11 protein-coding genes and 1 pseudogene are annotated in these 12,131 nt (G+C 71.4%); 7 read left to right on the top strand and 5 right to left on the bottom strand.

The window, feature by feature from the left end; translation table 11 throughout:
• Positions 1 to 36 precede the first annotated feature (36 nt).
• Entirely contained in the window at positions 37 to 807 is a 771-nt protein-coding gene (locus tag AB0I15_RS08850; protein WP_358091996.1) for an IclR family transcriptional regulator C-terminal domain-containing protein, read from the bottom strand.
• A 102-nt stretch (positions 808 to 909) separates the two neighbouring features.
• Between AB0I15_RS08850 and AB0I15_RS08855 the strand changes: the two genes are divergently transcribed.
• The 6 genes and pseudogenes from AB0I15_RS08855 to AB0I15_RS08880 form a co-directional block, all read left to right on the top strand.
• The gene (locus AB0I15_RS08855) at positions 910 to 1,848 is read left to right on the top strand and encodes an ABC transporter substrate-binding protein (protein ID WP_358091998.1); all 939 of its coding nucleotides are present in this window, start codon (positions 910 to 912) and stop codon (positions 1,846 to 1,848) included.
• The gene (locus AB0I15_RS08860) at positions 1,845 to 2,621 is read left to right on the top strand and encodes an ABC transporter permease (protein ID WP_358092000.1); all 777 of its coding nucleotides are present in this window, start codon (positions 1,845 to 1,847) and stop codon (positions 2,619 to 2,621) included. Before AB0I15_RS08855 ends, AB0I15_RS08860 begins: the two co-directional genes overlap by 4 nt.
• Positions 2,618 to 3,367, top strand: coding sequence for an ABC transporter permease (locus tag AB0I15_RS08865; RefSeq protein WP_358092002.1), 750 nt, complete (start codon positions 2,618 to 2,620; stop codon positions 3,365 to 3,367). Before AB0I15_RS08860 ends, AB0I15_RS08865 begins: the two co-directional genes overlap by 4 nt.
• The gene (locus AB0I15_RS08870; protein WP_358092004.1) at positions 3,360 to 4,130 is read left to right on the top strand and encodes an ABC transporter ATP-binding protein; all 771 of its coding nucleotides are present in this window, start codon (positions 3,360 to 3,362) and stop codon (positions 4,128 to 4,130) included. The genes AB0I15_RS08865 and AB0I15_RS08870 overlap by 8 nt, the downstream gene beginning before the upstream one ends.
• A complete protein-coding gene (locus AB0I15_RS08875; RefSeq protein ID WP_358092006.1) occupies positions 4,127 to 5,803 on the top strand; it encodes a thiamine pyrophosphate-dependent enzyme in 1,677 nt (558 codons plus the stop codon). The genes AB0I15_RS08870 and AB0I15_RS08875 overlap by 4 nt, the downstream gene beginning before the upstream one ends.
• 44 nt (positions 5,804 to 5,847) lie before the next feature.
• A pseudogene (locus AB0I15_RS08880) lies at positions 5,848 to 6,245 on the top strand (benzaldehyde dehydrogenase); the annotation flags it as partial.
• A gap of 130 nt (positions 6,246 to 6,375) precedes the next feature.
• On the opposite strand, the gene AB0I15_RS08885 reads toward AB0I15_RS08880, so the two are convergent.
• On the bottom strand, positions 6,376 to 7,224 hold the full coding sequence (locus AB0I15_RS08885) for a bifunctional methylenetetrahydrofolate dehydrogenase/methenyltetrahydrofolate cyclohydrolase (RefSeq protein WP_358092008.1): 849 nt from the start codon (positions 7,222 to 7,224) through the stop codon (positions 6,376 to 6,378).
• A 397-nt stretch (positions 7,225 to 7,621) separates the two neighbouring features.
• Here AB0I15_RS08885 and AB0I15_RS08890 point away from each other — a divergent pair, with 397 nt between their 5' ends.
• The gene (locus tag AB0I15_RS08890) at positions 7,622 to 9,094 is read left to right on the top strand and encodes an ROK family protein (protein ID WP_358092196.1); all 1,473 of its coding nucleotides are present in this window, start codon (positions 7,622 to 7,624) and stop codon (positions 9,092 to 9,094) included.
• Between the two features lie 546 nt (positions 9,095 to 9,640).
• On the opposite strand, the gene AB0I15_RS08895 is transcribed toward AB0I15_RS08890, so the two are convergent.
• From AB0I15_RS08895 to purN, 3 genes are all read right to left on the bottom strand, one after another.
• Positions 9,641 to 9,820, bottom strand: a complete 180-nt coding sequence (locus tag AB0I15_RS08895; protein WP_358092010.1) for a hypothetical protein — start codon at positions 9,818 to 9,820, stop codon at positions 9,641 to 9,643.
• A gap of 128 nt (positions 9,821 to 9,948) precedes the next feature.
• Positions 9,949 to 11,493 carry a bifunctional phosphoribosylaminoimidazolecarboxamide formyltransferase/IMP cyclohydrolase gene (purH, locus tag AB0I15_RS08900; RefSeq protein ID WP_358092012.1) on the bottom strand — a complete coding sequence of 515 codons (1,545 nt, stop codon included), beginning with the start codon at positions 11,491 to 11,493 and terminating at the stop codon, positions 9,949 to 9,951.
• On the bottom strand, positions 11,490 to 12,119 hold the full coding sequence (purN, locus tag AB0I15_RS08905; RefSeq protein ID WP_358092014.1) for a phosphoribosylglycinamide formyltransferase: 630 nt from the start codon (positions 12,117 to 12,119) through the stop codon (positions 11,490 to 11,492). The genes purH and purN overlap by 4 nt, the downstream gene beginning before the upstream one ends.
• Positions 12,120 to 12,131 lie beyond the last annotated feature (12 nt).

The following is a 12,131-nucleotide window of genomic DNA, read 5'->3' on the forward strand; positions in this document are numbered from 1 at the left end:
GGAGAGCGGCAGGTCCGCCTGCGACCAAGGGACCCGTCAGGCGCGGGTGACCGAGACAGAGGCCAGGTCGGCCTCGATCTTCTCCGCCGTGGCCAGCAGCGGTGGCAGCAGGTCGCGTCTGGCCGCCTGCATGCTCGTCCGGGTGGCGTGCGTCGAGACGTTGACGGCGGCCACCGTACGCCCCGAGCGGTCGCGGATCGGGGCGGCGATCGAGCGCAGCCCCTCCTCCAGCTCCTGGTCCACCATCGCCCAGCCCATGTCGCGCACCTGGTCCAGCTCCGCCCGCAGCGCGGCGGGCAGCACGAGCGTCCGTGAGGTCAGCCGGCGCAGCTCCGCCCGCTCCAGGTACGCCTCCAGCTCCTGCGGCCGCAGACCCGCCAGCAGCACCCGCCCCATCGACGTGCAGTAGGCGGGGAACCGGGTTCCGATGCTGATCGTCACCCGCATGATCCTGGCCGTGGCCACCCGCGCCACGTACACCACGTCCTCCCCGTCGAGCACCGCGACCGAGGCCGACTCGCGCACCTCGGCGGCCAGCCGTTCGAGGTGCGGGTCGGCCACCTCGGGCAGCGACAGGCTGGAGAGGTAGGCGTAGCCGAGCTCCAGCACCCGCGGCGTCAGCGCGAACAGCCGCCCGTCGCCGCGCACGTAGCCGAGGTCGGTGAGCGTGAGCAGGAACCGCCTGGCCGCCGCCCTGCTGAGCCCGGTCGCCCGGGCCACCTGGCTGAGCGTGAGCTCGGGCTCTGTGGCGCTGAACGCCCTGATCACCGCGAGCCCGCGGGCCAGCGACTGCACGTGATCGGCCATGGTGATCCCTTGACAGGAGCGGACAAAGGCGTAGGTTCCGCGATACGGGGGTGTTCGGTCAGAGAATACATGTGCGCATCGCGAACAAAAATAGGAGCCAGTGTGCGTCGCGCTCTCGTGATCCTCGCCGCGTTACTCGTGGCCGCGTGCGGTGGCACGCAGCCCGCGGCGCCCGACCAGGCCTCCGGCGTGGCCAAGGTCAACGCCGGGGTGATCGCCATCGTCGATACCGCTCCCATCCATCTCGGCAAGGCCAAGGGCTTCTTCACCGAGCAGAAGATCGACCTCACGATCACTCCCGTCCAGGGCGGCGCGGCCGCCGTGTCGGGAGCGGTGAGCGGGCAGTTCCAGTTCGCCTTCGCCAACACGACCTCGCTGCTGACCGCCAAGCAGCAGGGGCTGGACGTCAAGGTCGTCGCCAACGGCGTCTCCTCGACCGGCGAGCAGGGCAAGGACTTCAGCGCGGTCCTGGTCAAGCCCGACAGCCCGATCAAGACGGCCAAGGACCTGGCGGGCCGGAAGATCTCGGTCAACCAGCTCAAGAACATCGGCGACACGACCGTACGCGCCTCCGTACGGAACGCCGGTGGCGACCCGGCCGGCATCGAGTTCGTCGAACTGCCCTTCCCCGACGCGCCCGCCGCGCTGCAGGGCGGCCGGGTGGACGCCATCTGGGTGGTCGAGCCGTTCGTCAGCCAGGCGATCAACCAGGGTGCCCGTCCCGTGGCCTGGAACTTCGCCGACGCCGCGCCCAACCTGACCGTGGCCATGTACTTCACCACGGGCCAGACCGACGCCGACCTGACCAGGCGGTTCACGGCGGCGATGCGCAAGTCGCTGGAGTACGCCGACGCGCATCCGGACGAGGTGCGTGAGGCGCTGAAGACGTACACCAAGATCGCGCCTGAGGTGATCGCGAAGATCAACCTGCCGAAGTGGCCGGTCGACGTGAACAAGGCCTCCGTGCAGACCATCGCCGACCTGGCGGTGGCCGACGGGGTGCTGAAGGAGAAGGTCGACGTGTCGGCGCTGGTGCCGTGAGCTCCTCCGCCAGATGGGGGTACGGCCTGGCCGGGCTCGGCGCGCTGCTGGCCCTGCTGGAGGCCGTGCCCCGGCTCGGCCTGGTGGACGAGCGCTTCCTGCCGCCCGCCTCCCGCATCCTGGGCACGCTGGCCGGGCAGCTCGTCACGCCCGGGCTGTGGATCGCGCTCGGCGAGACCATGCGCGGCTGGGCGCTGGGGCTGGCCCTGGCGTTCTGCGCGGCCGTCGTGACCGGCGTGATCATCGGCATCGTGCCGGGCCTGCGCGCGATGACGAACTCCACCGTCGAGTTCCTGCGGCCCATCCCCTCGGTCGCGCTCGTGCCGCTGGCCACGCTGCTGTTCGGGCCGTCGCTCGGCTCGACGCTGATGCTGGTGGTCTACGCCGCGTTCTGGCAGGTGCTCATCCAGGTCCTGTACGGCGTCGCCTCCGTGGACTCCGTCGCCTTCGACACCGCCAGGGCGTACGGGTTGTCGGCCTGGTCGCGGGTCAGGCACCTGGTGTGGCCGACCGCGCTGCCGTACGTCATGACCGGGCTCCGGCTGGCCGCGGCCGTGGCGTTCATCCTGGCGGTGACGGCCGAGCTGGTGATCGGCAGCCCCGGGCTCGGGGCCGAGATCCAGGTGGCGCAGAGCAGTGGGGCCGTGCCCACGGTGTACGCGCTGATCGTGGTGGCCGGGCTGGTCGGCATCGGGGTGAACGCGGCCGTACGGCTGCTCGAGCGCAGGGTGCTGGCCTGGCATCCGGCCGTCCGCGCGGAGGTGGCCGCGTGAGGGTCCTCAGGCTGCTGGCCCTGCCCGCCCTGCTGGTGCTGCTCTGGTGGGCGGTCAGCGGCAGCTCGTTCTACCTGCCGAGCCCCGCCGCGGTCGGGCGGGCGTTCGCCGAGACCTGGTTCTCCGAGCGGCTGGTGGACGACGTCCTGCCGAGCGTCGGGCGGCTGCTGGCGGGCTACGCGCTGGCCGGGGTGCTCGGCGTCGGGCTGGGCGTGCCGATCGGGCTGTCGCGGCGGCTGCGGGCCACGCTCGAACCGGTGCTGGAGTTCTTCAGGGCCATCCCGCCGCCCGTGCTGGTGCCGCTGATCATGCTGCTGGCCGGCATCGACACCCCGATGAAGGTGCTGGTCATCGTCTCCGGCTGCGTCTGGCCGATCCTGCTCAACACCGTCGAGGGCGTACGGGCACTCGACGAGGTCCTGTCCGACACCTGCCGCATGTACGGCGTGCGCGGCGCCTCCAGGATGCGGCGCTTCGTGCTGCGCGGCGCCAGCCCGCAGATCATGACCGGGTTGCGCCAGGCGCTGTCCATCGGGATCATCCTCATGGTCATCAGCGAGATGTTCGCCAGCTCCAGCGGCCTCGGGTTCACGATCGTGCTGTTCCAGCGGCAGTTCCAGATCGCCGAGATGTGGAGCGGGATCCTGCTGCTCGGCCTGCTCGGGCTGGCGCTGTCCCTGATCTTCCGGCGCCTGGAACGGCGCGTCCTGTCCTGGTACTACGGCAGTGGAGCCGCCCGTGCTTGACATCTCCGCGTTGAACAAGGTCTACGAGAGCCCGGGCCGCCGGGTCGAGGCCATCCGCTCGATCACGTTCAGCGTCGGCGCGGGCGAACTGGTGTGCGTCGTCGGCCCCTCCGGCTGCGGCAAGACCACGCTGCTGCGCTGCGTGGCCGGGCTGATGCCGGCCGACGGGGGCGAGGTGCGGCTGGAAGGCGTGCCGGTCACCGGGCCGCCGCCGCGCATGGCCGTGGTCTTCCAGGAGTACGGGCGCAGCCTGTTCCCCTGGATGACCGTGCGCCAGAACGTGGAGCTGCCACTGAAGGAGAAGCGGACACCCGCCGGACGGCGCGGCGAGCTGGTCACCGAATCCCTGCGCGCCGTCGGGCTCAGCGACGCCGCCGACGCGCATCCGTGGCAGTTGTCCGGCGGCATGCAGCAGCGGGTGGCCATCGCGCGGGCGGTGGCGTACGAGCCGCAGGTGCTGCTGATGGACGAACCGTTCGCCGCCGTGGACGCGCAGACCCGGGCCGACCTGGAGGACCTGATCCTGCGGCTGTGGCGCGACCTCGGCGTGACCACGCTGTTCGTCACCCACGACATCGACGAGGCCGTCTACCTCGGGCAGCGGGTGGTCGTGCTGTCCTCCTCCCCCACCACGGTCATGGAAGATCTGAAGATCGACCTGCCGCCCGAACGCGACCAGCTCACCACCCGCTCGCTGCCCCGCTTCGGGGAGCTGCGCGGGCACGTCTACCGGCAGATCCAGCGGGCGAGGGGCGAGCCGTGAGCACCGTCAGGGACGCCGTCTTCGACGTGCTGCGGCGCTACGAGCTGACCACGCTGTTCTGCAACCCCGGCTCGACCGAGGTCGCGCTGCTGACCGGGCTGCCGGACGACCTGCGCTTCGTGCTCGCCCTGCACGAGGGCTCCGTGGTCGGCATGGCCACGGGCTGGGCGATCGGGCACGACGCGCCCGCACTGGCCGTCCTGCACACCACCGCCGGGCTGGGCAACGCGGTCGGGGCCATCGCCACCGCGCGGGCGAACCGGGTGCCGCTGGTGATCCTGGTCGGGCAGCAGGACCGGCGGCATCTGGCACTGGAGCCGTTCCTGACCGGGCGGCTGGAGGGGCTCGCCGGAGACTATCCGGTACGCGTGGATCAGCCGGTGCGGGCGCAGGACGTACCCGGGGCGGTGGCCAGGGCCTTCCACGAGGCGAACACCTTCCGGGGTCCGGCGCTGGTCGTGGTGCCGATGGGCGACTGGGAGTCCTCGTTCGACGAGGAGACCGTGGCGGCGCCCGTACGGCTGCTGCGGCCGGTCGGGGTCGCGGACGCCGACCTCCTGCCGCTGGTGGAGCTGCTGGCCGGGGCGCTCTCCCCGGCGATCGTGACCGGCGCCCGGGCGGACTGGGACTCCTTGGTGCCGCTGGCCGAGCTGCTGGGGTGCCCGGTGTTCCAGGAGTCGTTCGGGGCGCGGGCCGGGTTCCCGCAGGACCATCCGCAGTACGCGGGCGTGCTGCCCGCCGACCGGACACGGCTGCGGGCAGTGCTGGCCGGGCATGACGTGGTGCTGGCGGTGGGGGCGCCGGTGTTCCGGCAGTACCCGTACGTGCCCGGGGCCCTGATCCCGCCGGGCACGGTGGTCGCGCTGGTCACCGACGACCCGGCCGAAGCGCATCGCAGCCCGGTCGAGCTGGCGTACCTGGCCTCCCCCGCCGCCGTCTGCACCCGCCTGGCCACCCTCCTGCCCTCCCATCCCGCCCTGCCACCACACCGCTCCACCCGTCCGCCGGACCACTCCGACCCGCTTGCGGACCGCTCCGCCCCGCCGCCGGCCCATGCCGCCCGTGCGCGTCATCAGCCGCCTCCCGCCGAGATCCCCGAGTTGCCGCCGGAAGGGCGGCCAATGCGGGCCGCGCACGTGCTGCGGGAGCTGGCCCTGCGACTGCCCGCCGACACCGCCCTCATCGAGGAGACCCCGTCCTCCCGGCCTGACCTGCACCGGCTCATGCCGGCCCGGACGCCGCTGGGGTTCCTGTCCGCCGCCATGGGCGGGCTGGGGTTCGCGGTGCCGGCCGCGGTCGGACTGCGGATGGCGCTGCCCGGCCGTCCGGTGGTGGCGGTCGTCGGCGACGGGTCGGCGCTCTACGGCGTGCACGCCCTCTGGAGCGCCGCGCACTACCGGGTGGGCGCGCTGTTCGTCGTACTCGCCAACGGCCGGTACGCGGCCATGGACCGGCTGGCCGACCAACGGGGCGGGGGCAAGGCGCCGTGGCCGGCGTTCGACGAGGTCGACATGGGGGCGCTGGCTCGGTCGCTCGGGTGCCCGGCGGTGCGCGTGAGGTCGTACGACGAGTTGACCGACGCCCTTGAGGAGATCGTGCCCACGCTCGCCTCCCGCGACTCCCCTCTGCTGCTCGACGTGTCCGTGACCGTGGACCCAGACTTCCAGCCCTGAATTCCGCCCCCGACCTCAGCCCCTGATCTCAGCCTTCGACCTCGGCCCTGCCCGTCGGCGACCCTGCCACGGGCCAGGTCGCGCTCGGCCCGCTCATCGACTCGGGGCAGCGCGACCGCGTGCGCCGGCTCGTGACGGCCGGGGGGCTGTTCCACCGGCCCACCGGTGCCGGCGGAGGTGCCCAGCCCCGCGCCGGCGTACGGGCGGAGGAGGTGTTCGGGCCGGTGATGACGTTCTCGTCGCTGGCAGCGGATTCGGACTATGGGCTGGCGCTGGCGGGCATCATCCGCATCAACGACCGGACGGTGGACGACGAGGCCCTCTTCGGCGGGGTGGGCGCGTCGGGCACGGGACGCGGTTCGGCGGGGCAGGGGCGAACCTGGACGCGTTCACGGAGACGCAGTGGGTGACGATGCAGGGCGACATCGCCAGGCATCCGTTCCAGCTCACCCGGGACGGTGGGTCCCCACCCTCCGCCCACACCCGCGACCCCGTTCCCCACCACACCCGCACTCGAACCAGCGCGCGTCCGGCGCCGAAGCCCGCGATCAGCGACTCCGACCACCTTCGGGCTAGTGGAGCCGCTCCGCGGCCTCGACCACGTTGGACAGCAGCAGCGCGCGGGTCATCGGCCCGACACCGCCCGGGTTGGGCGTGAGGAACCCGGCGACCTCCTCAACATCCAGCGCCACGTCGCCCGCGATCTTGCCGTCCACCCGGGACACCCCGACGTCGAGAACGGCCGCGCCCGGCTTGACCATGTCGCGCTTGATGAGCTCCGGCACGCCCGCGGCCGCCACCACGATGTCCGCCCTGCGCACGTGCGAGGCCAGGTCTTGGGTGCCGGTGTGGCAGAGGGTCACGGTGGCGTTCTCGCTGCGGCGGGTCAGCAGGAGGCCCAGCGAGCGGCCCACGGTGATGCCACGGCCCACCACGACCACGTCGGCGCCCTTGATGGGCACGCCGTATTCCTGAAGGAGCAGCACGATGCCGTGCGGGGTGCACGGGAGCGGGGCGTCGACCATGTGGACGAGGCGGCCGAGGTTGACCGGGTGGAGGCCGTCGGCGTCCTTGGCCGGGTCGATGCGCTCGAGCAGCGCCATCGTGTCGAGCTGCTTGGGCAGGGGAAGCTGCACGATGTAGCCGGTGCACGCCGGTGAGGCGTTGAGCTCGTCGATGGCCGCCTCGACGTCGGCCTGGCCGGCGGTCGCCGGGAGGTCGACGCGGATGGAGGCGATGCCCACCTCCGCGCAGTCGCGGTGCTTGCCCGCGACGTAGATCTGGCTGCCGGGGTCGTCGCCCACGAGCACGGTGCCCAGGCCGGGCGTGATGCCGCGCGCCTTGAGCTCGGCCACCCGGGTCTTGAGGTCTGCCTTGATCTTGGCGGCGGTGGCCTTGCCATCGAGTTTCACTGCGCTCATGCCGCAATCCTTCCATGTCTTTTCATGCTCCGGGCACCGGGACCGCGCGGGTGGCCAGGTGCGGACAGAGCAAAGGGTTATCCACACACGCCAGGCAGTCGGCCCCGAGTTATCCACAGCCCATCAGTGACATCGTTGTCATTGATCTTGGAAGGGCTTAGTGTTACGGGCGCCAGCAACAAGAGCACGGAGGTCCCCCTTGCCTGTCCGCCTGCCGTCCATCCAGGCCCGCCATACCGTGCCCCGCAGTGACCGGTCATCATCTTTCTCATGACCTCCACCACTTCATCGAGGCCGGGCGGCGACTGGATGACATGCGCGCCCAGCAGGTGAGACCCGCCCCCGGCCTATGGCACGCCGACGATCCCCGCCGGCCCGACAACCCCCACGAATATTGATGACCTGCGTACTTGCCATTGATATCGGAGGAACCAAGCTCGCCGCCGCGCTGGTGGACAGGGCCGGTTCCATCCTTCGCTCCGCTACCCGGCCGACGCCGCGTACGGATGTCATGTCCGTCCTGGCAGCCCTCATCACGGAGGTGATGGAGGGCGGCCCGAGACCCGAAGCCGTCGGCATCGGCTGCGCGGGCCCGCTCGACCTCGCCGCCGGAACCGTGAGCCCCGTCAACATGCCCAGTTGGCGAGGGTTCCCGCTGCGCGACGAGGTCCGGAAGCTGACCGGCCTTCCGACCATGCTCGCGGGCGACGCCCAGTGCTTCGCCCTCGGGGAGCACTGGCTCGGAGCGGGGCGCGGTTGCCCGTCCCTGCTGGGCATCGTCGTGTCGACCGGCATCGGCGGCGGCCTGGTGATCGACGGCGCCCCACTCCTGGGCCCCACCGGAAACGCCGGACATGTCGGCCACATGAGCATCGACCCTTATGGCGAACGCTGCGAGTGCGGCGGCCGGGGATGCGTGGAGCGCTACTCCAGCGGCCCGAACATGGTCCGCTGGGCCCTGGAGAACGGCTGGTCCCCCACCACCGACCAGCCCGGCCCGGCGACTCGCACGGGAGACCCTGCCATCGTTTCCGGGAATGCCGCTCCCAGCGGTGCCGGCCGAGTCGCTTCCACCGGTTCCAGGCAGACCGCGACCAGCGGTTCCAGAGGGATTGCGGCCGGCGGTTACGGAGACGGGGACGGCTTCGTCGTGCGAGCCGCCGACCTGGCCGCCGTCGGCGCCGAGGCCTCCAGGGATACGGGTGGCGAAGTAGTCAGAGACGCCCGTGGGGAGGTGACCGCCACCTCCGACGTCGGCACCGACCAACTGATGACCGCCGGAGCCGGTGATGGGAGCCACCCCGGCCCTGAGGAGGGAGTCAATGGTGGGCGCGGCACACCCGCCGTAGCCGACCAGGACGCTCGGGCATCGGCGAGGGACACCACACCTGCGGAACGGGCCGATGGCGGGGCGACCGAACGCATCGAGACGACCGAACGCATTGAGGCGGCAGACGGCGGAGCGAGCGAACGTATCGAGACGATCGACGGCGAGCCGACCGAACGTGCCCAGACGGCCGAGGGTGGGGCCGTTGAGCGTGTCGGGGTGCGGCCCGATGCCAGGGCGCTGGCGAAGGACGCCGCTGAAGGCCATCCCGTGGCGGTGGCGGCGTTCGAGCGTGGTGCGAGGGCGCTGGCAGGCATGATCGCCTCTACCGCGGCCGCCGCCGAGGTCACGACCGTGGTCATCGGAGGGGGCGTATCGGGGGCGGGCGAGGTCCTGTTCGACCCACTGCAGCGGGCGTTCGACGACGTCGCCGGGCTCGACTTCGTCAGAGCGGTCCAGATCAAGCAGAGCACCCTCGGGGTACGCGCCGGGCTGGCCGGGGCGGCGAACTTGGCCTGGCAGGCGATACAGCCGACGAGCTGACCCGTCGCCGAGGGGCTCCCGAACGACCGGCCTTCGGGAGCCTCCGGCGCCCTTGGATCACAACCAGGCCGACCGCGGCCCAGACCCAAGGCAAAACCCTCGCTCGGCACCGCATCGTGCGCCAACGAGACAAACCCGGCCCCGGTGGCCGATGCCCAGCGGCCGGTGACCGCGCCCGATGCGGCCGGTGCACATGTTCGGCGACTGGTGGCCACAACCCGCGCCGGGGGGCGAGGCCGGAGGGCTGGGGCCGTAGCCGACGGCCGAGTGTCGTGGCCTGTGACGGTCCTCGACTGACCAGCGCTCCGTGGCCGATGCCCGATGCCGGCGCCCGGTAGCCAGCGCTCCGTGGCCGATGCCTGGTGGCCAGTTTCCGGTGGTCAGAGGCCAGGGTGAGTGCCGTGGCCGGGTGCCGGGGGCGCGTACTTGGCGATCGCCGTGCGAGGTGTTTGCCGGGAAAGGCGCCGTTGGCGGGTGCTTGGGGTGCGCGTGGAGATGGACGCGCGTGTTCTGTGGCGCGGCGCGGGTGTCCGCGGTCGGGAGAGGCTACTCGCGCTCGGCGGCCTGGGCCTCGCGGCGCTCGATGAAGCGGCGGGTGACCGGGATGACCTCTACGACGCGGCTGCCCAGGTAGGCACCGATGAAGGCGAGGACCAGGAGGACGACGGGGCTGGTGGCCAGGCCGTTCACGGTGACGAAGGTCTGCAGGATCGCGTCGAGCGCCATAGGGGTACTCCGGGGAATGGTGAGCAGGGAAGAATTCAGGGTAACCGCAGAGGGACGATGCTCGTCGCAAAATCGGATAAAGGGCGACACGGAGGCCATGTCGCCCTTTATGGATGATCAGCGGATGATCAGTGGAAGAAGTGGCGGGTGCCGGTGAAGTAGAGGGTGATGCCGGCCTTCTTGGCCGCCTCGATGACCAGCTCGTCACGGATGGAGCCACCGGGCTCGACGATCGCGCGTACGCCCGCCTCCGCCAGCACCTCCAACCCGTCCGGGAACGGGAAGTACGCGTCGGAGGCCGCCACCGATCCCGCCACCCGCTCGCCGGCCCTGGTGATCGCCAGGCGGCACGAGTCGACGCGGTTGACCTGGCCCATGCCCACACCCACGGTCGCCCCGTCGCTGGCCACGAGGATGGCGTTCGACTTGACCGAGCGGCAGGCCCGCCAGGCGAACTCCAGGTCGGCCAGCAGCTCGGGCGAGGCGGGGTCGCCGGACTTGAGCTCCCACTGCGCCGACGCGTCGCCGGGCGCGTCCACGCGGTCGACCGTCTGCACCAGGAGGCCACCGTCGATCTTGCGGAACTCGGCCGGCTCCGACGGGCCCTCCGGGCAGCGCAGCAGGCGCAGGTTCTTCTTCTCGCGCAGCACCTCCAGCGCCTCCGCGTCGTAGCCGGGCGCGATGACGACCTCGGTGAACACGTCCTTGATCTGCCGGGCCAGCTCAGGGGTGACCTCGCGGTTGACGGCGATCACACCTCCGTAGGCCGACACGGGGTCGCACGCGTGCGCCTTGCGGTGCGCCTCGGCCACGTCGGCGCCGATCGCGATGCCGCACGGGTTCTGGTGCTTGATGATGGCCACGCACGGCTCGGAGAAGTCCCAGGCCGCGCGCCAGGCGGCGTCGGAGTCGAGGTAGTTGTTGTACGACATCTCCTTGCCGTGCAACTGCTCGGCGTTGGCCAGGCCACCGGCTGTGCCGCCCGTGTAGAGCGCGGCGCGCTGGTGCGGGTTCTCGCCGTAACGCAGCGCGGCCTTGCGCTCGTAGGCGGCCCCGGTGAACTCGGGGAACTCGCCCTCGTCCGCGTACGTCCCCGCGAACCAGTTCGCCACCGCCACGTCATAGGAGGCCGTGTGCGCGTACGCGATGCCCGCGAGCCGCCTGCGCTCGGTCAGCGTGAACCCGCCCGCGGCCACCGCGCTGAGCACGTCGCCGTAGGAACCGGGGTCGACCACGACGGCGCAGGTGTTGTGGTTCTTGGCGGCGCCGCGGATCATGGCGGGCCCGCCGATGTCGATCTGCTCGACGCACTCCTCGTCGGACGCCCCGGAGGCCACCGTCTCCTGGAACGGATAGAGGTTGACCACCACGAGCTGGAACGGGTCGATCTCCAGCTCCTCGAGCTGGGCCACGTGGTGCGGCTTGGTGACGTCGGCCAGCAGCCCGGCGTGTACGCGCGGGTGCAGCGTCTTGACCCGCCCGTCGAGGCACTCGGGGAACCCGGTGAGCTGCTCCACCTTCGTCACCGGGATCCCGAAGGACGAGATCGCGGCGGCGGTGCCGCCGGTCGAGACGATCTCCACTCCGGCGCTGTCGAGGGCTCTGGCCAGCTCCTCAAGCCCGGACTTGTCGTAAACAGCGATCAGCGCGCGCCGGATGGCGATGCGTGTCACGTGGATTCCCCTCCTGTGTGGTTGCCGATTCGGACGGTACGTCCGCTGACCGTCCAGCCCTCGCGGGCCATCCGGCCGACGATCTCGACGAGCAGGCGGCGCTCGACGGTCTTGATGCGCTCGTGCAGGCCCGCCTCGTCGTCATCCGGAAGGACGGGCACCGCCTCCTGCGCCACGATCGGCCCCGTGTCGACGCCGGCGTCGGCCAGCATGACCGTGCAGCCGGTCACCTTGACCCCGTGGGCCAGCGCGTCACGCACGCCGTGGGCGCCCGGGAACGACGGCAGCAGCGCCGGGTGGGTGTTCAGCAGCGGGAAGGCTTCGAGCGTCGGCGCGCCCAAAATTTTCATGAAGCCCGCCGAGACGACCAGGTCGGGTTCGTAGGCTGCGATCTTGGCGGCGATAGCGGCATCCCAGTCCGCTCGCGTCGCGTAATCACGTACTTTTTCGACAAATGTCGGGACGTCAGCCCTCGATGCCCTGGCCAGCCCTTCGATCCCCTCCCTGTCGGCGCCGACCGCCACCACGCGAGCGCCGTACGACGGATCGGCAGAAGCGTCCAGCAGGGCCTGTAGGTTGGTTCCAGAGCCGGAGACGAGGACGACAAGCCGCCCAGCCTTTGACACGCACACTCCAAA

The sequence above is a fragment of the Nonomuraea sp. NPDC050643 genome (assembly GCF_040654715.1).
Lineage (GTDB): Bacteria > Actinomycetota > Actinomycetes > Streptosporangiales > Streptosporangiaceae > Nonomuraea.